Consider the following 21,951-nt stretch of genomic DNA (forward strand, 5'->3'; position numbering starts at 1 on the left):
CGCCCAGCCCGGCTCCCTTGGCCGCGGGGCGGGACCGCCGGTCCCCGGCGTCCCTACCCGCGCGCCGGGGGCCGGGGCGCCCCACACGACGGTGCCGGCGTCGAGCTTGCGCTCGTCGATCGCGACCTGCATGACGATGCCGGTCTTGGGATGGATCGGCAGGAAGGGCGAATAGCTCTGCGCCCGCTCCTCACGCAGCGACGGCAGCATAATTGCCATCACCTTGTCGAAGCGCTCGAGCATCTTGAGCAACGTCGCGTCGAAGCGGCCGGAAGTATAATAGTCGGTCGAGGAAGCGAATTCGTAATCGAAGCCGAAACGGTCGAGGAAAGCGCGCAACCGTGCATTATTGGCGGCGCCGAAGGACGGATACTCGTTGGAGAAAGGGTCCGGTATCCTGGTCAGCGGCTTGCCGAGATAGGCGCGCAGCATGTCCTTGTTAGGCACATTGTCCGGCACCTTGCGCAATCCGTCCATGTCGTCGGAGAAGCACAGCAGCCGCGTCTTGACCTTGTCTTCGGTCAGCACGCGAAAGGCATGACGCACCATAGATGTGCGCGCCACCTCGCCGAACGTGCCGATATGCGGCAGGCCGGACGGGCCGTAGCCGGTCTCGAACAGCACCGTTTCCGGGTAGCCGCTGCTTGCGTAGCGGGCGACGATCTTTTTCGCTTCCTCGAACGGCCACGCCTTGCTTTCGGCGGCGGCGGTAAGGACTTCTGGGCTGAGATCGATCGGCTGTTGTCCGGCCATGATGCTATTTCCTGCAACTTTGCCGGCATCCGTGCCGGCAGCCGCATGCTCTAGACCATGATCCCGAAAAGTGGAACCCGGTTCCGGGTAAGACCATGGCCAAACAAGAAGATAGAGCCATTCCGACACCTCTCGGGGTGGATCAGCTCCAGGGCCTGACCGGAGCGTCAACGATCGCGGCTCTTTTTCCTTGCGGCGCCGGTCCCTCGTTCCTAACTTCGGGACCCATCTCAAGGAGTTGTAAATGCCATTGCCGCCGCACGAAGCCATGATCTACCTGATGGTCATCACCTCGGCGTCAGACCGCGACATGACCGACATCGAACTGGCGCGGATCGGCGACGTCGTTCGATCCTGGCCGGTATTTGAGGATTTCAATCAGGAGCGGCTGGTCGAGGTCGCCCAGGCCTGCCAGAAAATGCTGCATGAAAAGGACGGCCTGGAGGGCGTCCTGGCGCGTGTCGCCGAGGCGCTGCCCGAACGCTTGCATGACACCGCCTATGCCGCCGCCTTCGAGGTTGCGGCCGTCGATCTCGAAATGCGCCTGGAGGAGGTGCGCGTGCTGCAGCTCGTCCGCCGGGAACTCGACCTTGATGCGCTGACGGTCGCCGCCATCGCGCGAGCCGCCAAGGCGCGCCTTCGCACGCTGACCTGAGCCGGCAGTCTAAGCTCAGAAAAAGCTGACCGGAAAATAGCGCAGATAGAACTCGGCGAACGTGCCTTTCACCGAAATTTCCTGCAGCGCGTAGTCGAATGCGGCGGCCAGTGCCGGGTCGTCGGCCCTGGTGGCGATCGCCATGCCCGAGCCGAGATATTCGGGCGCCAGATAGGGGCCGCCGGCAAAGCGGCAGCAGCCCGCCGCATCCGAACCGCCGAGCCAGAAGGCGAAACGCATGCCGTCGCCGAAGGCGGCATCGATCTTGCCGGCTTTCAGCTCGCCATAAAGCTCCTCCGGCTTTGCGAAGGGGACGATTTGGACGTCGCCGAAATAGTCGCGCAGCATCCGTTCATGCGCGGAGCCGGCGATCACGCCGACACGTTTGCTGCGCAGCCTGTCGAACATTGGTTCGGTCAGCGCCTGTGTCTTCAGCATGATGAAGCGTGCCGGAAACTGCAGGTAGGAGCGTGAAAACGCGTATTTCGACCGCGACTCCGGCGTGGCGGCGATGCCGGCAATGATCGCTTCGCCTTCGCCTTTCTGCAGCGCGCCTTCGAGCTCGGCCCAGGGCAGCGCCTGGATCTGGCATTTTTCGGCAATGCCCAGTTCGGCGCAGATAGCGCGCGCCAGATCGACGTGGAAGCCGGACAGCCGGCCTGCCCCATCGAGAAAGTTGAAGGGTGGGAAATCGGTGGTGGTCAGGAATCGCAGCCGCGGCAGCGTCGAAAGGTCCGGCTTTGGCAGCCGCACCTTGGCGTCCCAAAACACCGGCACCTGCGGCTCCGCGGCGCGCGCAGCACCCGCGAGCGATTGCACTCCGATCAGCATCGAGATCAATGAAATGGATATGCACCGAAACGCCACGCGACGACTCCGTCCAGTCTTGCCTCGGCTTTTCGTACGAAAATAACAGAGGCACAACGCTTTTTGGTTTCATCACGGCAATTTAGGGATATTGTTTAGTGAGTTTGCAAGTGACTGCGTGATGCCGGCCGAAGAGGGAGCAGTAGGGCGCACAAAGGAAGCAGCTTTGCAGTCCGGGGTTGATGGCGTAGTGCGGATTGATCACTGCCATTGGTCTCAAGAGCGGAAGGCAACATGGGGTAGATGTTGCGATGGGTCATTTCGATCGCACTCTGGAATTGATAGATCAGTTGCAGCACGCCGGCACCGCGGCGGCGGTCTGCGAAAAGCTGCTGGGGGTAACCAGTGAATTCGGCCTGACGGCGCTGATGGCCGGGACGGTTCCGCAACCTGGCACGCCGAAAAACCAGCAAAAGGACCATGTGCTGCTTTGCGACTGGCCGGCTGAATGGCTTGAGCGCTACGTTGCGCGCAACTACGTCGATCATGACCCCGTCGTCAGTCACATGAAGCAGCTTCAGGCGCCGTTCCAGTGGCGGGAAGCGTCTCAGGGCATCCGCATCGGCAAGAGCGGCGGCGAGGTGATGGGCGACGCCGGCGAATTCAAGCTTCGCGACGGGTTGGCCTTCCCGCTGATCACACTCGATGGCCAGATCGTAATGGTGTCGCTAGGCGGCGAGGCTGTTGAATTGTCGGGCGCCGACTTCGGGTTGGTGTCGCTGGTCTCGACTTATGCGATTGGCCGCGCCATGCAGCTCCACACCATGGCGGGCAAAACCATCGACCACGTCGAATTGACGCCGCGTGAGCGCGAATGCATGCAATGGGCCGCCGTCGGTAAGTCCGAATGGGAGATTTCACAGATTCTCGGCATTTCGGAACACACGTCAGAGAAACACCTTCTTAACGCCAAAAGCAAACTCGGTGCCGTCAATCGGGTGCAGGCGGTCGCGGAAGCGATAAGGCGCGGCTATATTAGCTAGCTCGGCCGTGCCGGCCTAGAAATTCTTGCCTACGCGATCGCGTAATTTTCTCAGGAAAGCACGGCCGTATCTTCCTATTGAACCTAGGAGACGGCAAATGCTTTTTTCCCTCACGACACAGGAATTGATGGAACGCCCCGACCTTTGGGAGGCAGTTCATCGTTTACGCTACAAAGTTTTCGTCGAAGAGATGGGATGGACCGATCTGCAGCGCCCTGATGGCCTCGAGATCGATCAATTCGACCACGATGAGGCAGTGCATCAGATCGTCATCCGCAATGGCGAGCTCGCCGGTTACCAGCGGATGTTGCCGACGACGCGGGCGCATCTTCTAACCGAGGTGCTGGCGGACCTTTATGAGGGAACCCCACCTTCGGGCCCGAATGTCTATGAACTGACCCGCTATGCTGTTGCGCCGGGATTCCGTGACGGCCGGCGCGGGGTGTCGACGGTTGGCACCGAGTTGATTGCCGGCTTCGTCGAGTGGGGTCTGAAGCGCAACGTCAACCAGGTGATTATCGAATTCGAGCCCATGTGGGTGCTTCGCGCGCTGCAGCTGCACTTCCTGGCCACGCCGCTTGGCTACCAGCGCGCCTATGGCAACCAGCAGGTCGTTGCCACACTGCTCACCTTCAACGAGCACACGCTTGAGGTGGTGCGTTCGCGCCGTAATCACTTTGCGCCGGTGCTGGCCAGAGGGTACCCGGACATGCTCGGACAGAGGCGCGCCTCGTGAGATTGGAGAGGGCCATGAACGTTCACTCAAAAACAGAATTCCGCAACCATACGCTGATCGTCACGATATCCTCGGGTGACGGCCGCCCGGTGCTGGACAGGCGGGCCTATGAAAGTTTGGCCACAACATTCCATGAAGCCGCCGTCAACGACGAAGTGCGCGTCATGGTCCTTCGCGGCCTGGCCGGTTGCTTCTGCCTTGGCGGCGATTTTTCCGAATTTCTCGACCCCACCAAACATCAGCGATTGATCGCGGCCGTAACCGACATGTTCCAAACACTGGCGACGTTCCCGAAACCGGTCCTTGCCTGTGTCGATGGCGACGCCGTCGGCGTCGGCTGCACCATCCTGTTCCACTGCGATATGGTGATCGCCTCGAGCAAAAGCACGTTCCGGGTGCCGTTCGTCGATTTCGGCCTGGTGCCGGACGCGGCCACCAGCATCCTGGCGCCGCAGAAGCTTGGCTATGCCGGTGCGTTCCGCTTCTTCTGCCTGGGCGACACGCTTGCCGCCGAAGATGCCAGGGCGCTCGGCCTTGTCGGCGAGATCGTAACGGACGGCAGCGTCGAGGAAGCCACCTTTGCCAGAGCCAGGCAGCTCGCCAAGAAGCCGGTCGCGGCGCTGCTGCAGACGCGCGACCTGCTCAGGGGCGACACTGGCGCGCTCTGCGAGCGCATCGACCGGGAGATATCGCTTTTCCAGCAGGCGCTGCAGGACGACACCACGCTGAAGCGGCTGCAGCGAATTGCCCGGCTGGCGGCATGAGAGCCGCGTATCGATGAGGTGAGCTTATTTTTCGAGGAAAGTCGGCCCTTCGCCGATGATCTTCTTGTCCTCCTTGCCGATGACCTCGAGGTCGCGGCCGTCATACGGCAGCGACAGGAGAATGCGCTGCATGACGGCCAGCCGCGCGCGCCGTTTGTCGTTCGCCCGCACAACGATCCAGGGCGCGAACTCCTTGTGCGTGCGTTCGACCATCAGGTCGCGCGTCTTGGTGTAGTCGTCCCATTTGGTGATGCCGGCGATGTCGATCGGTGAAAACTTCCAGTTCTTCAGCGGGCTCCAGCGACGATCGTGAAATCGCTCGAGCTGCGTTTCCCTGCCGATGTCCAGCCAGAATTTGAAGAAATAGATGCCCTCGTTGCGGATCATCCGTTCGAAATGCGGAACCTCGTCCAGAAACTGCTCGTGCTGCTCGGGCGTGCAGAATCCCATCACCGGTTCAACGCCGGCGCGGTTGTACCAGGAGCGGTCGAAGGTGACGAATTCGCCCGACGTCGGGAAGTGGTCGACGTAGCGCTGGAAGTACCATTGTCCAAGCTCGGTGGGTGTTGGCTTGGTCAGCGCCACGTTGCGCGCCGTGCGAGGGTTCAGATACTGGCGCAAAACGAAGATCGTGCCGCCCTTGCCGGCGGCGTCGCGTCCCTCGAACAGCGAGATCACCCGCTTGCCTGTCGACTGCAGCCATCCCTGCGCCTTAACCAGCTCGATCTGCAGTTGCTCTAGCCTCTCCTCATACTCCTCGCTCTTCATCTTCTTGTCGTAGGGATAGCCGCCGGCGGTCAGCTTGCGGTCCTCGACCCAGTCGGGAAGCGTCGGGGCCTCGATGTCGAACTCCCGCTCCTTGCCGTCGATTGCGATCTTCAGTGGTCCCGATGAGGGTGCAGCGGGGTCTTCCTTGGTGTTTTTCATCGAGACGAACCTTTCCAGCTTCCGGTCTCATGCTATTGGGAGCCTTACTGCATCGGCCCGAAAATCGGAATCGATTTTCGGAAAGAACGATGCAGCAGACTAAAAGTGGTAGAGCGTCCTTTGTGCGTCCAATTGGACGCACGGCGCTCCAGCGCCGGTCCAGCAGGAAGTTATTGAACTTGCCGGCCGACGGAGCGCAGGCGATGGAGCGCAAATGGCCGACATCGGCACAGGGCGGAAAAGCAAGGCGCAAGCCGTCGCCATGCGGCTGTGGAGCAGCCGCTGGCTGCTGGCGGCCGGCTTGCTCGCCGTTCTGATGGTCTATGGTTTTGCAGGCATGTCCGGCTATGTGGTGCTGCTGGCATGCGCCGTACTGGTTGCAGCGGCGATGCTGCCGGCCGGCGTCGCGTCTCAATCCACCGAAAGCGCTGCGGCCATCGAGGCGAGCGGCCTGCAACGGCTTTCCGGCGAATATCTCGCGGCGGCGGTTGCCGATCCGCTGATCATTTTCGATCGCTCCGCCACCATCGTCCATGCCAACGCTGCCGCCTTTGCCGCCTTCGGCGGGATTGCCCCCGGCATGTCGCTGTCGCTGAAATTCCGCGCGCCGGAAATGCAGGCCTTGCTGGACAGCATCCTGTCGGGCAACGTCGCTTCGGACAGCGTCGACTACATCGAAAAGCTGCCTGTCGAACGAGCCTATCGGGTGAGTGCGTCTTCTGTCGGCCATGCCACGGATCTCTACGTGCTGGTGTTCAAGGACCAGAGCGAAGCACGCCGGATCGACAGGATGCGCGCCGACTTCATTGCCAATGCCAGCCACGAGTTGCGCACGCCTCTCGCCTCGATCGCCGGCTTCATCGAGACGCTGCGCGGGCCGGCCCGCAACGACCCTGCGGCACGCGAGCAGTTCCTGCAGATCATGCAAAACCAGACCAGCCGTATGGCGCGTCTTATCGACGACCTCCTGTCGCTGTCGCGACTGGAAATGAAGCCCTATCTCAAGCCGGGAACCGAGGTCGATCTGCGCCAGGCCATCGACAGCGTCATCGATTCGCTTGAGCCGCTGGCCAAGGAAAACGGTGTCGTCATCGAGCGGGATTTCGCGGAAGGGCCGCTCTGCGTGCCTGGCGATCGGGACGAGCTTTTCCAGGTCTTCGAAAACCTGCTGGAAAACGCCTGCAAATACGGCCAGTCGGGTGGACGCGTCGTGGTGTCGATCACGCGCGGCGACGGCGATCCCGAACCGGGCATCGACGTCACCATCAGGGATTTCGGCCCCGGCATCCCCGAAGAACACATCCCGCGCATCACCGAGCGCTTCTACCGTGTCGATGTCGAGAACAGCCGGACCCAGAAGGGCACTGGCCTTGGCCTGTCCATCGTCAAGCATATCCTGACGCGCCACAACGCCAGGCTCTCCATCAGGTCGGAGGTCGACAAGGGTGCGGCGTTCTCGGTTCATTTGCCGGCTCGCTGACACGGTACTATCTAACACATTATGGGTCGTTTCTTTTTTCTGTCATCCGGCTAGCGTATCAGCGGGGATTCGAGGGAGCGACTCAACCAGAAGATCCCGGGAAGGCATTCGTCCATGCAGTCCGTGCACATCGTCAGCGCCTATGACGAAGAGCTGAAATATCTGTCGAAGCGCATCGCGGCGATGGGCGGCCATGCCGAGCGCATGGTCGAGCAAGCGGTCGCGGCGCTGGTCAATGCGGATCCGGGGCTTGCCCAGAAAGTCATTCGAGACGACCTGGTTCTGGATGAGGGGCAGCGCGAGATCGACGACAAGGCGATCATCATCATCGCCAAGCGCCAGCCGATGGCGACGGATTTGCGCGAGATCGTCGGAGCGATCCGCATCTCGGCGGACCTCGAACGGGTAGGCGACCTCGGCAAGAACATCGCCAAGCGGGTGGTTGCCGTCGCCGACGGGCGCCAGCCGAACAGCCTGTTCCGCGGCCTCGAGGCTTTGGCCAATCTGGCACTGACCCAGCTCAAGGAAGTGCTCGACGTCTATGCGTCGCGGTCGGTAGAGAAAATCGGTTTCGTGCGCGACCGCGACGACCAGATCGATGCCATGTACACCTCGCTGTTTCGCGAGTTGCTGACCTACATGATGGAAGACCCACGCAACATCACGCCCTGCACTCATCTCCTGTTTTGCGCCAAGAACATCGAGCGCATCGGCGACCACGCCACCAACATCGCCGAGACGATCTATTATATCGTCACCGGCGATCAGATGCCGGCCGATCGCCCGAAGGGCGACAAGACGGACAAGATTATTCTTCCCGCAACGCTGCCTGCGAAGTGAGTTCTCGAAACCAAGCGTGGTGGCCGCGCTGGATTCGCGGCTTGGTGGAGTGGCTCTCAAATCAGAAAAGCAGCTCCCCTGCTGCTCGACACTGATGCGAATTTCGGATTCGCCACCTGAGAGAAAATTGCGCTAAGCTTTGACGCGCCGACTTCTCAGTTCCGCGATGAAGGCCTGCCTTCAGGAGGCTGCGATGGAATATGTCCGCGAGTTTGCTCCTGCGCCGCCGATGTCGGGCATAATCGCTTGCAGCGTCTATACAGCTGGGCGGCGCATCGCCGACATACCGATCGAGGAAGCCGGCGAATGGGCCGGGAAGCCGGGCCATGTCGTCTGGATCGGACTGCTGGAGCCCGACCGCAATTTGTTGCTTCGCGTCCAGGCGCAATTCCATCTGCATGAGCTGGCGATTGAGGACGCCGAGCATCCGCACCAACGGCCGAAGATCGAGCAATATGGCGATGCCCTGTTCATCGTTGCCCGCACGGCGCAGTTGATCGACAGCCGTGTCACCTTCGGCGAGACGCATCTGTTCGTCGGCGCCGGCTACATCGTCAGCGTCAGGCATGGCCCGTCGACCTCCTACGCCGCCGTTCGCCAGCATTGGGAAAGCTGTCCGCATTCCCTCGCCAAGGGCGAGGATTTCGTCCTCTACGCCATTCTCGATTTCATCGTCGACAACTACATGCCGGTGCTCGAGCAGATCGAAAACGAGGTCGAGGCGATCGAGGACAAGGTTCTGCTGAAACCGATGACCGGCTCCGACATCGAGCGGCTTTACATGCTGCGCCGCGATCTCTTGCGCCTGCGTAATGCGGCCCTGCCGCTGGTGGAGGTCTGCCGGCGGCTGACCAGCGCCGATCTGCCGCAAATTCATACAGCCATGCACCCACTGTTTCGCGACGTCACCGACCATATCCGCACTGTCCAGGAAAAGATCGACAGCCTGCGTGAGGTTCTCGCCTTCGCCTTCGAGGCGAGCCTTCTGGTCGGTCAGAGCCAGGAGACGGCGATCTCCAAGAAGCTTGCCTCATGGGCCGCCATCTTGGCCGTGCCGACAGCATTCGCCGGCATCTACGGCATGAATTTCAGCGACATGCCGGAACTGAGGATGGAATATGGCTACCCGGCCGTACTGGCGGCAATCGCCCTGATCTGCACGTTTCTCTACTGGCGGTTTCGCAAGAACGGGTGGTTGTGAATAGTGAATAGTAAATGGTGAATAGTTAAAATCAGTTCACATGTCGGCCTTCGGCCCGGATATCCATTCACCATTCACCATTCACCATTCACCATTCACCATTCACCATTCACCATTCACCATTCACCATTCACCTGCTCCGCCGCCGCTCCGAAGCCGGCTGGAACGCCACGCGGGCGTGGTATTTGCAGTAGGGCCCGGTTTCGGCGGCGTCGTTGCCGCAGAAATGGAAGTCTTCGGAAAGCGGATCGCCATTCGGCCATTTGCAGGTGCGCTCGTTCAGCTCGACGAGTTGCAGATGCCGCGAGATCGGCACGACGACGTTTTCGACCGGGCGGATATAGTGGCGCGACACCGGTTCGGCGTCGAATTGCGCCTTGAGCGCGGTCGCGCCGATCGACGTGGTGACATGGCGCGTAGCGCTTGCCGCCCGCGACACCGATTTCTGGATCGTCGATCCCTGGACCGTCTTCTTCTGGCGTGCCGGTGAGGCGGTCGTGCGTCCGCGGCCGGATAGTTTCAGCCGGTGCACTTTACCGATCACCGCATTGCGGCTGACCCCGCCAAGCTGTGCAGCGATCTGGCTGGCGCTGAGGCCCTCCGACCACAATTTTCTGAGAAGTTCGACTCGCTCGTCAGTCCAGTTCATGAGACCGCGCTCCTGCTGAAATGTGCGGCAATCGGAATCCATTCCCGACCCGGCTTCTGCCGGGCAGACACCACATATATCGGGTGATTAGGTCCGCCGCACGAAATCTAGTTATTTCTCTACTACAATTACCTTATGCGCGGACTCGGTGACAAGAGTCCCGAGGCCAACACGAATCGGTTTTTTCGGTTTTCCCCAACTTGCCCGGTCGCTTATGAGCCGGCGTCCTGCTGGAGGGCTTGCCGCGCTTCCTTGCGCGACCTTTTCGTTGACTTCACGGCCGAAAAACACGATAAGCCACAAGGGCCGCCGCTTTGGCGGCTTTTTGATTTTCCGGTTCCGGAGACGCATATAATGAGCGGTTCGGCGCTTTTCGAGACCTTTGTTCGCGCACCCTTGGCTTTCGACCACGGGGAAGGCACGTGGCTGGTCACCGACAAGGGCGAGCGATATCTCGATTTCGCCGGCGGCATCGCCGTGAATTCATTGGGCTACAGCCATCCGCATCTGGTCGCGGCCCTCACCGAGCAGGCCGCCAAGCTCTGGCATGTCTCCAATCTGTACGAGATTCCGGGACAGGGCCGGCTCGGCGAGCGGCTGGCCGATGCCAGCTTCGCCGACAAGGTGTTCTTCACCAATTCCGGCGCAGAGGCGCTCGAATGCGCCATCAAGACGGCGCGGCGCTACCACTTCGTCAAGGGCCATCCCGAGCGCTTCCGCACCATCACCTTCGAAGGCGCCTTCCACGGCCGCACCCTGGCGACCATCGCCGCCGGCGGCCAGTACAAATATCTGGAAGGTTTCGGCCCCAAAGTCGACGGCTTCGACCAGGTCGGCTTCGACGACATCGACGCCGCCGAAAAGGCGATCACGCCTGAAACCGCGGCGATCCTGATCGAGCCGGTGCAGGGCGAGGGCGGCATCAGGCAAGTGCCGACGCAATCGCTGAAGCGGCTCAGGCAGCTCTGCGATCAGCACGGCTTGCTCCTGATTTTCGACGAGGTCCAATGCGGCGTCGGCCGCACCGGAAAGCTGTTCGCGCATGAGTGGGCGGGTATCACACCCGACATCATGGCGGTCGCCAAGGGCATCGGCGGCGGCTTCCCGATGGGCGCCTGCCTCGCCACCGAGGAGGCAGCGGTTGGGATGACCGCCGGCGTGCACGGCACTACCTTTGGCGGCAATCCGCTGGCGATGGCGGTCGGCAACGCCGTGCTCGACGTGGTGCTGGAAGACAGCTTCCTCGATGACGTCCGGCGCAAGGCACTGCTCCTGAAGCAGGGGCTGGCCGGTGTCGCCGACGAATTTCCGGACGTTATCGAAAGCATCAGGGGCACCGGCCTGATGCTCGGCCTTAAATGCGCGATGCCCAACACCAAGGTCACGGTGGCACTGCGCGACCAGCATCTCTTGACGGTTCCGGCCGGCGACAACGTTATCCGCCTGCTGCCGCCTCTCACCGTCACCGATGCCGAGATCCACGAGGCGCTCGAGCGCATTCGTGCCGGCGCCAAGAGCCTGGCGGATGCCATCGTCGCTGCCGCCGCGAAGTAATCCTGGAATTCCTGATGTCCCTTCGCCATTTCACCGATCTTTCCGCCGTTTCCGAAGGCGATCTGCGCTTCATGCTGGACGATGCGGCTGTACGAAAAGCAAGGCTCAAGGCCGGCGAACGCACCAAGCCGCTCGAAGGCAAGGTGCTGGCGATGATCTTCGACAAGCCCTCGACGCGCACGCGCGTGTCGTTCGACGTCGGCATGCGGCAGCTGGGTGGCGAGACGATCATGCTGACTGGCACCGAGATGCAGCTTGGCCGCTCCGAGACCATCGCCGACACGGCCAAGGTGCTGTCGCGTTATGTCGATGCCATCATGATCCGCACCACCTCGCATGACCGGCTGCTGGAACTGACGGAAAACGCTACGGTCCCCGTCATCAACGGGCTGACCGACGAGACCCATCCCTGCCAGTTGATGGCCGACATCATGACCTTCGAAGAGCATCGCGGTCCGGTGGCCGGCAAGACGATCGCCTGGACTGGCGACGGCAACAACGTCCTGCATTCCTTACTGGAGGCCTCTGCGCGGTTCCGCTTCAAGCTGAACGTCGCCGTGCCCGAGGGCAGCGAACCGGCTCAGAAGCATGTCGACTGGGCGAAAGCCAATGGCGGCAAGCTGAAATTCACCCGTTCGCCCGAGGAGGCCGTTCACGAGGCCGACTGCATCGTCACCGACTGCTGGGTGTCGATGGGCCAGGAGCACCGTGCCCGCGGCCACAATGTCTTCTTGCCCTACCAGGTCAATGCGGCGTTGATGGCGAAGGCCAAACCGGACGCGCTGTTCATGCACTGTCTGCCGGCGCATCGCGGCGAAGAGGTCACCGACGAGGTCATCGACGGGCCGCATTCGGTGGTGTTTGACGAGGCCGAGAACCGGCTCCATGCCCAGAAGGCGGTTTTGGCCTGGTGCCTGGGCGCTTGATCCGGGCCGCCGTGATCCGGGCCGGCCCGATCCGGGCCGCCTTGATCCGGGAGTGCGTGGTGCCTATCTCAGGCGCATCACGCAAATCGAGCGCGTCTCGTCGCATGCGCCCCGAAGGGCGGCATCGCCGCGCCCCGGAGCTTTGTCATGTTGGAAACTCATCAATTGGCTGAATATCAACCCAAGCTCGGCGAATTCGGCTATGCCGGCGACGACCATGTCGTGCCGTTCGAGGTCGGCCCGCTCGACGTGCGCGGCCGCACCGTCCAGCTCGGGCCGATGCTCGATGCCATCCTCAGCCGCCACGACTATCCCGAGCCGGTGGGCCGGCTACTGGCCGAAGCCTGTGTGCTGACGGTACTGCTCGGAACTTCGCTGAAGTTCGAGGGCAAGTTCATTCTGCAGACCCGCACCGACGGGCCGGTCGACATGCTGGTCGCGGATTTCTCCACGCCGCACGCGCTGCGCGCCTATGCCCGCTTCGATGCCGACCGGCTGGAGGCTTTGACGGCCGCCGGCGAGACGTCACCGCAGACGCTGCTCGGCAGCGGCGTCCTGGCGCTGACCATCGACCAGGGCGCCCACACGCAACGTTACCAGGGCATCGTCCAGCTTGACGGCGTCACACTGGAGGAAGCCGCACGGACCTATTTCCGCCAGTCGGAGCAGATTCCGACCGACCTTCGGCTTTCGGTGGCCAAGCTTCTGACGCCCGGCGTCGGCGGTGCCCGCGAGCAATGGCGCGCCGGTGGCCTGTTGGCACAGTTCCTGCCGCAGTCGCCAGAGCGCATGCGCGTGCCTGACCTTCCCGGCGGCGATGGCGATCCGCGTGAGGAAATTCACGACCCGACCGACAATTCCTGGCAGGAACTGCTGGCGCTGCTTGGTACCATTGAACCGACCGAGCTGATCGATCCGACGATCGGTGCCGAGCGGCTGCTTTACCGGCTGTTCCACGAGCATGGCGTCCGCGTCTTCGGCGGCGCGCCGGTCGCCGACCAGTGCTCATGCTCGAGGGAGAAGATCCGCGGCATCCTCGAAGGTTTTTCCGCCGAGGAGATCAGGGACAGCACCGAGGATGGCAGCATTCACGTCGCCTGCGAATTCTGCTCGAAACAATATGACTTCGACCCGGCGGAGTTTGCAGCGGCCGGATGACGGCCGTCAATTGACGGTGCGCCGCGTGCCCGGCAAATCGAGCGAGAAGGCGGGGATGGCGACGTCGAACGTTTCGCCCCGCTTGTTGCGCATTGTGTAGTGCCCGACCATGATGCCGGACGGGGTCGAGAGCGGGCATCCAGACGTATACTGATAGCTGTCGCCGGGGTTGAGTCCGGGTTGCTCGCCGACGACCCCGGGGCCGCGCACTTCCTCGACCTTGCCGGTGCCGTCGGTAATGTGCCAGTAGCGCGACAGAAGCTGCACGAACTCGTCCGACTGATTGTCGATGGTCACCTGGTAGCCCCAGACATAGCGGTTTTGCGGCGGGTCGGAGTGATCCTCCAGATAGAACGGCCTGACCTGCACTTCGATGTTGCGGGTGACGGCACTGTACATAAACTGCTCCAAAGCCATGTAGACGGAATTTTCGACGCTCAGCGCAGTTTGGTCAACGATGCGCGTCGTCTCCTTGCCCGATCTCAAGCGCAGGTGCCGAAAAACAATGTCATTTGAGTGACACACGACAATGATGGTGTGCAGGCTTGTGCCGGGCGACTCAGCGTTCTGTCGAATTGTTGAAAACGGCCGTCATGCGGCCGACATTTCTGGAGTGACCAGATATCGATGGAACCGACGTTCGCAGCCGCCCTCCTTTCCATAGCCCTCCTTCTTTCAAATCTCGCCAGCATCCTGTTAGCTTCGCTGAAGCTGAAGCGACCAGCCAGGATCGCACCGCCCGCCGCCAACGCGCCGCCGGTATCGATCGTCGTCCCGGCGCGCGGCGTCGAGCCGTTTGCCGATGAGACGCTGGAGCGCGCCTTCTCACTCGACTGGCCGCGCTACGAACTCATCTTCTGCGTCGCCCATGCCGACGACCCGGTGGTCAAGCCGATCACCGCCGCAATGGCGCGTTTTCCAGCTATACGCGCCCGGCTGCTTGTCGGCGACGACCGCATCAGCGGCAATCCGAAACTCAACAATTGCGTGAAGGGTTGGGAAGCAGCGCATTATCGCTGGGTCATCCTTGCCGATTCCAACGTGCTTATGCCGAGCGATTATGTCCAGCAGCTGATGGCGGCATGGCGGCCCGATACCGGCCTTGTCTGCTCGACGCCGATCGGCTCGCGACCGGACGGGTTTTGGGGGGAGGTCGAATGCGCCTTTCTCAACCCGCTGCAGGCGCGCTGGCAATATGCCGGCGAGGCGCTCGGTCTCGGCTTTGCCCAGGGCAAGAGCATGTTGTGGAACAAGCCGATGCTCGACGCCAATGGCGGCATCCGCGCGCTGGCCGCCGAGATCGCCGAGGACGCCGCCGCGACCAAGCTGGTGAACCGGCTCGGATTGCGCGTCAACCTTGTCGCCTCGCCCTTCGAACAGCCGCTCGCCCGGCGCACGTTGGGCGAGATCTGGTCCCGGCAGGCCCGCTGGGCACGCCTGCGCCGCGTCACCTTTGCGCTGTTCTTCGCCCCCGAGATCCTGATCGGCGCGGCGCCGCCGCTGGTGCTTGCGCTGATCGCGGCGGCGGATGCCGGCGTCAGCCTACCGGCCACCGCCATTGCCGTGCTGGTCGCGGCCTACCTGCCGGAATGCGCCCTGGCCTCAGCCAAGGGATGGCACCTGTCGCTGCGCACCATCCCGGCGATGATGGCGCGGGACGTGATGCTTCCCGCCATTTGGGCGCGCGGCTGGCTGAGCAGCGCCGTCGACTGGCGCGGCAACGTGATGACCATCCAAACCAAGGCCGTCGCGGAACTGGAAGAGACCCCGTCCGGCGCCTGAGGGCACGTCCCGCTCACCTCTGTTCGGTCAGCCCCTTATCCGGCAGCTCTCAGCGCTTGTTCGATATCTTCGAGCAGATCGTCGGTATCTTCCAGGCCGACGGAAAGCCTGAGCGTGCCCGGTCCGATGCCGAGCTCGGCGCGGGCCTCATCGGTCAAGTTCTTGTGCGTGGTCGTCGCGGGATGGGTGATCAGGCTCTTGGCGTCGCCGAGATTGTTGGAAATCAGCACGATGTCGAGCGCGTTCTGGAAGGCAAAGGCCGCCGGCTTGCCGCCCTTCACATCGAGGCAGATCAGCGTCGAGCCGCCCGACATCTGCTTCTTGACCACGGCCGCTTGCGGGTGGTCGGCGCGGCCGGGATAGATGACGCGGGCGATTTCCGGGCGCTCGGCGAGAAAGTCCGCGATCCGGCCGGCACTTTCCGTCTGCTGTCGCACACGCAGCGGCAGCGTCTCCAGGCCTTTCAGCAGGGTCCAGGCATTGAAGGGCGAGAGGCTGGGCCCGGTGTGGCGGAAATAGTCATGCAGATTCTCGTCGATCCATTTCTTGTCCGACAAGATAACGCCGCCAAGGCAGCGCCCTTGGCCGTCAATATGCTTCGTGGCCGAATAGACGACGATGTGGGCGCCGAGCTGCAAGGGTTTTTGCTGCAAGGGCGTCGCGAAGACATTGTCGACGATCAGCCTGGCGCCGATCGAGTTGGCAAGCGCCGCGACGGCGGCGATGTCGACCACCTCCAGCGTCGGATTGGTCGGGCTTTCCAGGAAGAACAGTTTGGTGTTGGGCTTGACCGCTTTTTCCCAATTGGCGATGTCGGTGCCGTCGACCAGCGTTGCCTCGATGCCGTATTTCGGCGCCAGCGTCTCGACCACCCAGCGGCAGGAGCCGAACAGTGCGCGCGCCGCCACGATATGGTCGCCCGCTTTGGCGCTGCACAGCAGTGCTGCCGTCACCGCCGCCATGCCGGACGCCGTGGCGCGCGCGTCCTCGGCGCCTTCCAGCGCGCACATGCGCTTTTCGAACATGTCGACCGTCGGATTGGCATAGCGCGAATAGATGAAGCCCGGCTCCTCGCCCTTGAAGCGGGCTTCCGCCGCTTGCGCCGTCTCGTAGACATAGCCTTGGGTGAGATACATCGCCTCGGAGGTCTCGCCGAAGCCGGAACGCAGCGTCCCGGCATGCACGAGTGCGGTCTGAGGCTTCCAGTCGCGCTTCTTGATCATTACCCTATCCAAACAACAAAAAACCGGTCGCGAAAGTCGCAACCGGTCCATACGGCCTTGCGGCCAGACGGTCCTTTAGCGACTTGTTTAACGTGGCTGCAAGCCGACCGGCCAAATCACCACGGGATAACGACCCTTTAGACCCGCACCGCGCTTGCGTCAATTGCCGGTATGATTAAGAGGGTTGTACCAAGCAGGTGCCGAAGGCATCCCACGGTTTGTGGCAAGGACCTGCGACAGAACAAGACCTCGCCCGGCGTTCGAGCGGAGCCAGACCCTTGCGGCAGACAGGCATTCTTCCCGATCAGAATATTTCCGCGCTGTTCCAGTCGGGCGCGCTGAAGTCGCCGCGCGCGCTCGATGCCGATCAGATCCAGCCGGCCAGCCTTGACCTGAGGCTCGGCGACAAGGCCTGGCGGGTGCGTGCTTCCTTCTTGCCCGGCCCGGACCACAGGGTTGTCGACAAGCTCGACCGGCTGAAGTTGCACGAGATCAACCTCGCCGAAGGTGCCGTGCTGGAAACCGGCTGCGTCTACATCGTGCCGCTGCTCGAAAGCCTGGCGCTGCCCCCGCATATTTCGGCTTCGGCTAACCCGAAGAGCTCGACCGGACGGCTCGACATCTTCACCCGGGTAATGACCGACCGTGGCCACGAGTTCGACAAGATCACCGCCGGCTACGAAGGTCCGCTCTATCTGGAGGTCAGCCCGCGCACCTTCCCGATCGTCGTGCGCACCGGCTCGCGGCTGTCGCAGATCAGGTTCCGCACCGGCAATGCGCTTTTGTCTGAAAGCGAGTTGCACGACTTGCATCGCGCCGAGATGCTGGTCGCCACCGAGCCGCCCAACATCTCAGGCGGCGGCATCGCGCTGTCGATCGACCTCGACGGCGACAAGGACGGGCTGGTCGGCTATCGCGGCAAGCACCACACTGGCCTCGTCGATGTCGACAAGCGCGCCGCGCAGGATGTCGTCGATTTCTGGGAGCCGCTCTATAAGAGCGGCGCCGGCGAGCTGGTGCTCGACCCGGATGAATTCTACATCCTGGTGTCGCGCGAGGCGGTGCATGTGCCGCCGCTCTACGCCGCCGAAATGACGCCGTTCGATCCGCTGGTCGGCGAATTCCGCGTCCACTATGCCGGCTTCTTCGATCCGGGTTTCGGTCATTCGGCGTCGGGCGGCACCGGCAGCCGGGCGGTGCTCGAGGTGCGCAGCCACGAAGTGCCGTTCATCCTCGACCACGGCCAGATCGTCGGACGGCTGGTCTACGAGCACATGCTGAAACGGCCGCAGGCGCTCTACGGCACCGATCTCGGCTCCAACTATCAGGCACAGGGCCTGAAGCTGTCCAAGCATTTCCGCGCCGCGCGCTGATCTTTCCCTTGCTTCCCTTGCTTGCGGGTTATGCCCGGTTCAAAGCGCCTTCACGGCGACCTTCACCGGCTGCTCGATTTCGAGCGGGTTGCGCAGCGGCAGACCGAAATCCTGCGCCTCGATCTCGAACACGTCGCCGGCCTCGGTCCTGATGCCGTCGGCGAAGGACAGCGTCGCCGTACCGAACATGTGCACATGGACGTCGCCCGGCTGGCGGAAGGCCGAGTATTTGAAGTGGTGATGCTCGAGATTGCTAATGGTGTGCGACATGTTCGCCTCGCCCGACAGGAACGGCTTTTCCCAAAGCAGCTTGCCGTCGCGCAGGATGCGTGAAGCGCCGCGGATGTCGGACGGCAGGTCGCCGATCAGGATTTCTGGCCCGAACGAGGCGTTGCGCAGCTTGGAATGGGCGAGGAAGAGGTAGTTCACGCGTTCGGTGACATGGTCGGAAAACTCGTTCGACAGCGTGAAGCCGACGCGGAACGGGGCGCCGTCGTCGCCGATTACATAGATGCCGGCGATTTCCGGCTCCTCGCCGGCATCCTGGGCGAAGGCGGGCGACATAAGCGCCGCGCCGGGCGCCACTGCCATGGTGCCGTTACCCTTGTAGAACCATTCCGGCTGCACGCCGGTTTGGCCTTTCGCCGGCTTGCCACCTTCCAGGCCCATGCGGAACATCTTCATGGAATCGGTCAGTTGTTCCTCGCCGTCCGTGCTGAGCTTCTTGTGCATTGAATCGCGGGTCGCGGCGGAGCCGAGATGCGTCAGCCCGGTGCCGGTGAGATGGAGATGCGCGGGATCGGGATGGTTGATCGGCGACAGCAGCCGCCCTTTCTTGTAGGCGGCGTCGAGATCGACGGTTTCGCCAAAGCCCTTGCGCTCGATCAGGGCGACGAGCCCGCTGCCGGTGCGGGCGGCTTCCATCGCCAGCGAATAGACGCTGCGCGCGCCGTTGATGACGCGGGTCTTGCCGCCGTTGCGGGCAACGACGCGGATCGTCTCGGCGTCGTCGAGGATCTGTGAGATCAGCATGGTAACCCTCTCTGAATTGCGGGCCTGGTCTGCCTTCCTTGGCAAACCCTACCCTGCGCGGCTCGGACCCTGTCCGCGCCTCGGTTGAAATTCTTCGTCCGGATTGCGCTCGCGGATCAGGTCCCTCGGGGGACTTCTTTGCGCCGCCCGGCAGCGCCGCGATGTGACCCGTATGCCTCCTGGTTGCCTCTCAAGCCTTGTTCTTGTTGTAGACGTCGAAGACGACAGCGCCGAGCAGCACCAGGCCTTTGACCACCTGCTGCCAGTCGACATTGACGCCCATGATCGACATGCCGTTGTTCATGACACCCATGATGAAACCGCCGACCACCGCGCCGATGACCTGGCCGACGCCGCCCATCGCCGAAGCGCCACCAATGAACACCGCGGCGATGACGTCGAGCTCGCTGCCGAGGCCCGCCGCCGGCACAGCCTGCCCCAGGCGCGCCGCGATAATCAGGCCGCCGAGTGCCGACAGCACGCCCATATTGATGAACACCATCAACGTCAGCCGTTCGGTCTTGATGCCCGATAGCTGCGCTGCCTTGGCATTGCCGCCCATCGCATAGATGCGGCGGCCGATCGTCATGCGTTTGGTAACGAAGACGAACAACGCGATCAGCACGCCCATCACCATGAGAACGATTGGCAGGCCTCTGTAGGTGGCGAACTGGTAGACCAGAAACAGCGCCAGCGCGCTGGTCACCAGGGTCTTGACGACGAACAGCGAGAAGGGTTCGGCTTCGTAGCCATGCCGCTCGCGGCTGCGCCGCGCCCTGAGCCCGAAATAGGCGTAGGCGAGCACGGCGACGAGGCCGATCAAGATCGTCGTCATGTGCAGCGTCAGGCCGCTGCCGACAATGGTTTTGCCGGCGGCGTTCACCGTCGGTGGTATCAGCGTCAATGGGCCGATCACGTCCGGAATGAAGCCGGAACTGAGCGCCTTGAAGCCGACTGGAAGCGGCCCCACGGAAGACCCGCCACCCAGCAGCGCCTGGCAGATGCCGCGGAAGATCAGCATGCCCGCCAGCGTGACGATGAAGCTCGGTATTCGGTGATAGGCAATCCAGTAGCCTTGTGCCGCGCCGATTGCGCCGCCCACGATCAGGCAGATGATCGACACTACCAGCGGATTGCTCAAAGGGCCGAGCGGCCAGATGACCATCATCATCGCCGCCAGCGCGCCGATGAAGCCGGCGACGGAGCCGACGCTGAGATCGATATGGCCAGAGACGATCACCAAAAGCATGCCCAGTGCCATCACGATGATGAAGCTGTTCTGCTGCACCAGGTTGCTCAGGTTCACCGGCTTGAACAGCGTTCCGGACGTCGTGAACTGGAAGAACACCATGATGGCTATCAGCGCCAGGATCAGGCCGTATTCGCGCAGATTGGTGACCAGCGCCGAGACGGCAATGCGAGGTGTCTGTTGTAGGTCCTGGGCGACGCCGCTCTGCGGCCCGGGAGCGCTTTCAGTGCTCATGATGCTTTTCCTTCTCCGCGGACGATGGCGCGCATGATCTTTTCCTGACTTGCGTCGGCCGCGGCCATTTCTCCCACGATGCGCCCTTCATTCATGACGTAGATGCGGTCGGTGATGCCGAGCAGTTCGGGCATTTCCGACGAGATGACGATGATCGCCTTACCCTCGGAGGCGAGACGCGCGATGATCGTATAGATTTCATACTTGGCGCCGACATCGATGCCGCGCGTCGGCTCGTCGAGGATCAGTACTTCCGGATTGGCGAACAGCCATTTCGACAGCACCACCTTCTGCTGGTTGCCGCCAGAAAGATTGCCGGTCATCTGGTAGACGCTCGAGGCCCGGATATTGGTCCTGCCGCGATAATCATTGGCGACCGAAAGCTCGCGCAAATCGTCGATCACGCCATGGCGCGACACGCCGGGCAGGTTGGCGAGCGTGATGTTGTGCTTGATATGATCGATCAGGTTGAGCCCGTAGGTCTTGCGGTCCTCGGTAACGTAGGCGATGCCGTGTTCCACCGCCTTGCTCACCGAGGAGACATCGATCGGCTTGCCGTTAAGGAACACCTCGCCGGTGATGCGGCGGCCATAGGACCGGCCGAACAGGCTCATGGCAAACTCGGTCCGGCCGGCGCCCATGAGCCCGGCAATGCCGACCACCTCGCCCTTCCGAACGTTGAGGTTGATGCCCTTGATGACCTGCCGCTCGGCATGGATGGGGTGGTAGACCGACCAGTTCTTCACTTCAAGCACGGTCTCGCCGATCTTCGGCTCGCGCGGCGGATAGCGGTCGTCGAGCGAGCGGCCGACCATCGAGGTGATGATGCGGTCCTCCGAGATGTCCTTCTTGGCCAGCGTCTCGATGGTCCGCCCGTCGCGGATGATGGTGACTTTGTCGGCGACCCGGTTCACCTCGTTGAGCTTGTGCGAGATCAGGATCGAAGTGATGCCCTGCCGCTTGAATTCGAGCAGCAGATCGAGCAGCGCCTGGCTGTCCTTTTCGGACAGGCTCGCCGTCGGCTCGTCGAGAATGAGCAACTTCACTTCCTTGCTGAGCGCCTTGGCGATCTCGACCAGCTGCTGCTTGCCGACGCCGATATTGGTGATCAGCGTGTTGGGGTCTTCCTTGAGGCCGACCTTCTTGAGGAGGGCGCTGGTGCGCGTCTCGCTGGCGTTCCAGTCGATGACGCCGTATCTGGCCTGCTCGTTGCCGAGAAAGATGTTTTCGGCGATTGACAGCATCGGCACCAGCGCAAGCTCCTGGTGGATGATGACGATGCCCTTGCGCTCGCTGTCATGGATGCCTTTGAAATGGCACTCATCGCCGCGATAAATGATCTGGCCGTCATAGGTGCCGGACGGATACACGCCCGACAGCACCTTCATCAGCGTCGACTTGCCGGCGCCGTTCTCGCCGACCACGGCATGGATCTCGCCTTCCTCGACCATCAGCTTGACATTCGACAGCGCCTTGACGCCGGGAAACGTCTTGGTGATGTCGCGCATCTCCAAAATCGTCGATGCCATTGAGAATACCACTCCTGCGAGGTCCGCAAACAATAC

20 protein-coding genes, 1 pseudogene and 1 riboswitch are annotated in these 21,951 nt (G+C 62.3%); of the genes and pseudogenes, 12 read left to right on the forward strand and 9 right to left on the reverse strand.

The features are described from left to right. A pseudogene (gene lysK / locus NKJ08_RS25895) lies at positions 1–753 on the reverse strand (lysine--tRNA ligase); the annotation flags it as partial. 244 nt (positions 754–997) lie between these two features. On the opposite strand from lysK, the gene NKJ08_RS25900 reads away from it, so the two are divergent. Beyond that, complete coding sequence (locus NKJ08_RS25900) at positions 998–1,408, forward strand: tellurite resistance TerB family protein (RefSeq protein WP_352526787.1); 411 nt, start codon at positions 998–1,000, stop codon at positions 1,406–1,408. Positions 1,409–1,423: 15 nt separating this feature from the next. Here NKJ08_RS25900 and NKJ08_RS25905 read toward each other — a convergent pair whose 3' ends face one another. Continuing rightward, complete coding sequence (locus NKJ08_RS25905) at positions 1,424–2,275, reverse strand: ABC transporter substrate-binding protein (RefSeq protein ID WP_352776092.1); 852 nt, start codon at positions 2,273–2,275, stop codon at positions 1,424–1,426. 251 nt (positions 2,276–2,526) lie between these two features. Between NKJ08_RS25905 and NKJ08_RS25910 the strand changes: the two genes are divergently transcribed. The 3 genes from NKJ08_RS25910 (at position 2,527) to NKJ08_RS25920 (ending at position 4,758) form a co-directional block, all read left to right on the forward strand. Beyond that, positions 2,527–3,258: a helix-turn-helix transcriptional regulator gene (locus NKJ08_RS25910; protein WP_352526788.1), complete on the forward strand. Its 732-nt coding sequence runs from the start codon at positions 2,527–2,529 to the stop codon at positions 3,256–3,258. A gap of 97 nt (positions 3,259–3,355) precedes the next feature. Further along, a complete protein-coding gene (locus NKJ08_RS25915; protein ID WP_352784017.1) occupies positions 3,356–3,994 on the forward strand; it encodes an acyl-homoserine-lactone synthase in 639 nt (212 codons plus the stop codon). Positions 3,995–4,008: 14 nt separating this feature from the next. Continuing rightward, complete coding sequence (locus NKJ08_RS25920; protein ID WP_352526790.1) at positions 4,009–4,758, forward strand: enoyl-CoA hydratase-related protein; 750 nt, start codon at positions 4,009–4,011, stop codon at positions 4,756–4,758. A 24-nt stretch (positions 4,759–4,782) separates the two neighbouring features. Here NKJ08_RS25920 and ppk2 read toward each other — a convergent pair whose 3' ends face one another. Beyond that, complete coding sequence (gene ppk2, locus NKJ08_RS25925) at positions 4,783–5,685, reverse strand: polyphosphate kinase 2 (RefSeq protein WP_352526791.1); 903 nt, start codon at positions 5,683–5,685, stop codon at positions 4,783–4,785. Between the two features lie 214 nt (positions 5,686–5,899). Here ppk2 and NKJ08_RS25930 point away from each other — a divergent pair, with 214 nt between their 5' ends. From NKJ08_RS25930 to NKJ08_RS25940, 3 genes are all read left to right on the forward strand, one after another. Next, positions 5,900–7,165 carry a sensor histidine kinase gene (locus NKJ08_RS25930; RefSeq protein ID WP_352526792.1) on the forward strand — a complete coding sequence of 422 codons (1,266 nt, stop codon included), beginning with the start codon at positions 5,900–5,902 and terminating at the stop codon, positions 7,163–7,165. A 114-nt stretch (positions 7,166–7,279) separates the two neighbouring features. Next, on the forward strand, positions 7,280–8,005 hold the full coding sequence (gene phoU / locus NKJ08_RS25935; RefSeq protein ID WP_352526793.1) for a phosphate signaling complex protein PhoU: 726 nt from the start codon (positions 7,280–7,282) through the stop codon (positions 8,003–8,005). Positions 8,006–8,198: 193 nt separating this feature from the next. Then, on the forward strand, positions 8,199–9,206 hold the full coding sequence (locus tag NKJ08_RS25940) for a magnesium and cobalt transport protein CorA (RefSeq protein ID WP_352526794.1): 1,008 nt from the start codon (positions 8,199–8,201) through the stop codon (positions 9,204–9,206). A 130-nt stretch (positions 9,207–9,336) separates the two neighbouring features. Here the strand turns inward: NKJ08_RS25940 and NKJ08_RS25945 are convergent, their stop codons facing one another. Continuing rightward, positions 9,337–9,855 (reverse strand): GcrA family cell cycle regulator, encoded by a 519-nt coding sequence (locus NKJ08_RS25945; RefSeq protein ID WP_352526795.1) that lies wholly within the window; start codon positions 9,853–9,855, stop codon positions 9,337–9,339. A 354-nt stretch (positions 9,856–10,209) separates the two neighbouring features. Between NKJ08_RS25945 and NKJ08_RS25950 the strand changes: the two genes are divergently transcribed. The 3 genes from NKJ08_RS25950 (at position 10,210) to NKJ08_RS25960 (ending at position 13,493) form a co-directional block, all read left to right on the forward strand. Continuing rightward, complete coding sequence (locus NKJ08_RS25950) at positions 10,210–11,409, forward strand: aspartate aminotransferase family protein (protein ID WP_352776087.1); 1,200 nt, start codon at positions 10,210–10,212, stop codon at positions 11,407–11,409. Positions 11,410–11,423: 14 nt separating this feature from the next. Next, positions 11,424–12,335 carry an ornithine carbamoyltransferase gene (gene argF / locus NKJ08_RS25955; protein WP_352526797.1) on the forward strand — a complete coding sequence of 304 codons (912 nt, stop codon included), beginning with the start codon at positions 11,424–11,426 and terminating at the stop codon, positions 12,333–12,335. Between the two features lie 147 nt (positions 12,336–12,482). Further along, positions 12,483–13,493, forward strand: coding sequence for an Hsp33 family molecular chaperone (locus NKJ08_RS25960; protein ID WP_352526798.1), 1,011 nt, complete (start codon positions 12,483–12,485; stop codon positions 13,491–13,493). 6 nt (positions 13,494–13,499) lie between these two features. On the opposite strand, the gene apaG is transcribed toward NKJ08_RS25960, so the two are convergent. After that, positions 13,500–13,892, reverse strand: a complete 393-nt coding sequence (apaG, locus tag NKJ08_RS25965) for a Co2+/Mg2+ efflux facilitator ApaG/CorD (RefSeq protein ID WP_254816331.1) — start codon at positions 13,890–13,892, stop codon at positions 13,500–13,502. A 228-nt stretch (positions 13,893–14,120) separates the two neighbouring features. On the opposite strand from apaG, the gene NKJ08_RS25970 reads away from it, so the two are divergent. Then, positions 14,121–15,275, forward strand: coding sequence for a ceramide glucosyltransferase (locus NKJ08_RS25970; protein ID WP_352776084.1), 1,155 nt, complete (start codon positions 14,121–14,123; stop codon positions 15,273–15,275). 35 nt (positions 15,276–15,310) lie between these two features. On the opposite strand, the gene NKJ08_RS25975 is transcribed toward NKJ08_RS25970, so the two are convergent. After that, positions 15,311–16,498 carry an O-succinylhomoserine sulfhydrylase gene (locus tag NKJ08_RS25975; RefSeq protein ID WP_352526800.1) on the reverse strand — a complete coding sequence of 396 codons (1,188 nt, stop codon included), beginning with the start codon at positions 16,496–16,498 and terminating at the stop codon, positions 15,311–15,313. 55 nt (positions 16,499–16,553) lie between these two features. Continuing rightward, a riboswitch (SAM riboswitch) is annotated at positions 16,554–16,631 on the reverse strand. A 145-nt stretch (positions 16,632–16,776) separates the two neighbouring features. Between NKJ08_RS25975 and NKJ08_RS25980 the strand changes: the two genes are divergently transcribed. Beyond that, the gene (locus NKJ08_RS25980) at positions 16,777–17,871 is read left to right on the forward strand and encodes a 2'-deoxycytidine 5'-triphosphate deaminase (protein ID WP_352526801.1); all 1,095 of its coding nucleotides are present in this window, start codon (positions 16,777–16,779) and stop codon (positions 17,869–17,871) included. 39 nt (positions 17,872–17,910) lie between these two features. Here the strand turns inward: NKJ08_RS25980 and araD1 are convergent, their stop codons facing one another. The 3 genes from araD1 to mmsA all read right to left on the reverse strand — a co-directional run bounded on the left by araD1 (position 17,911) and on the right by mmsA (position 21,915). Then, complete coding sequence (gene araD1 / locus NKJ08_RS25985; RefSeq protein ID WP_352526802.1) at positions 17,911–18,903, reverse strand: AraD1 family protein; 993 nt, start codon at positions 18,901–18,903, stop codon at positions 17,911–17,913. 190 nt (positions 18,904–19,093) lie between these two features. Beyond that, positions 19,094–20,386 carry a multiple monosaccharide ABC transporter permease gene (mmsB, locus tag NKJ08_RS25990; RefSeq protein WP_352526803.1) on the reverse strand — a complete coding sequence of 431 codons (1,293 nt, stop codon included), beginning with the start codon at positions 20,384–20,386 and terminating at the stop codon, positions 19,094–19,096. Continuing rightward, on the reverse strand, positions 20,383–21,915 hold the full coding sequence (mmsA, locus tag NKJ08_RS25995) for a multiple monosaccharide ABC transporter ATP-binding protein (protein ID WP_352776082.1): 1,533 nt from the start codon (positions 21,913–21,915) through the stop codon (positions 20,383–20,385). Before mmsA ends, mmsB begins: the two co-directional genes overlap by 4 nt. Positions 21,916–21,951 lie beyond the last annotated feature (36 nt).

The organism is Mesorhizobium sp. M0244 (assembly GCF_040321795.1).
Lineage (GTDB): Bacteria > Pseudomonadota > Alphaproteobacteria > Rhizobiales > Rhizobiaceae > Mesorhizobium.

Excerpts from the sequence above, each read along its gene's own strand:
- NKJ08_RS25900 (WP_352526787.1), top strand. The coding sequence starts at position 998 with ATGCCATTGCCGCCGCACGAAGCCATGATCTACCTGATGGTCATCACC.
- NKJ08_RS25910 (WP_352526788.1), top strand. The coding sequence starts at position 2,527 with ATGGGTCATTTCGATCGCACTCTGGAATTGATAGATCAGTTGCAGCAC.
- NKJ08_RS25915 (WP_352784017.1), top strand. The coding sequence starts at position 3,356 with ATGCTTTTTTCCCTCACGACACAGGAATTGATGGAACGCCCCGACCTT.
- NKJ08_RS25920 (WP_352526790.1), top strand. The coding sequence starts at position 4,009 with ATGAACGTTCACTCAAAAACAGAATTCCGCAACCATACGCTGATCGTC.
- ppk2 (WP_352526791.1), bottom strand. The coding sequence starts at position 5,685 with ATGAAAAACACCAAGGAAGACCCCGCTGCACCCTCATCGGGACCACTG.
- NKJ08_RS25930 (WP_352526792.1), top strand. The coding sequence starts at position 5,900 with ATGGCCGACATCGGCACAGGGCGGAAAAGCAAGGCGCAAGCCGTCGCC.
- phoU (WP_352526793.1), top strand. The coding sequence starts at position 7,280 with ATGCAGTCCGTGCACATCGTCAGCGCCTATGACGAAGAGCTGAAATAT.
- NKJ08_RS25940 (WP_352526794.1), top strand. The coding sequence starts at position 8,199 with ATGGAATATGTCCGCGAGTTTGCTCCTGCGCCGCCGATGTCGGGCATA.
- NKJ08_RS25945 (WP_352526795.1), bottom strand. The coding sequence starts at position 9,855 with ATGAACTGGACTGACGAGCGAGTCGAACTTCTCAGAAAATTGTGGTCG.
- NKJ08_RS25950 (WP_352776087.1), top strand. The coding sequence starts at position 10,210 with ATGAGCGGTTCGGCGCTTTTCGAGACCTTTGTTCGCGCACCCTTGGCT.
- argF (WP_352526797.1), top strand. The coding sequence starts at position 11,424 with ATGTCCCTTCGCCATTTCACCGATCTTTCCGCCGTTTCCGAAGGCGAT.
- NKJ08_RS25960 (WP_352526798.1), top strand. The coding sequence starts at position 12,483 with ATGTTGGAAACTCATCAATTGGCTGAATATCAACCCAAGCTCGGCGAA.
- apaG (WP_254816331.1), bottom strand. The coding sequence starts at position 13,892 with ATGTACAGTGCCGTCACCCGCAACATCGAAGTGCAGGTCAGGCCGTTC.
- NKJ08_RS25970 (WP_352776084.1), top strand. The coding sequence starts at position 14,121 with ATGGAACCGACGTTCGCAGCCGCCCTCCTTTCCATAGCCCTCCTTCTT.
- NKJ08_RS25975 (WP_352526800.1), bottom strand. The coding sequence starts at position 16,498 with ATGATCAAGAAGCGCGACTGGAAGCCTCAGACCGCACTCGTGCATGCC.
- araD1 (WP_352526802.1), bottom strand. The coding sequence starts at position 18,903 with ATGCTGATCTCACAGATCCTCGACGACGCCGAGACGATCCGCGTCGTT.
- mmsB (WP_352526803.1), bottom strand. The coding sequence starts at position 20,386 with ATGAGCACTGAAAGCGCTCCCGGGCCGCAGAGCGGCGTCGCCCAGGAC.
- mmsA (WP_352776082.1), bottom strand. The coding sequence starts at position 21,915 with ATGGCATCGACGATTTTGGAGATGCGCGACATCACCAAGACGTTTCCC.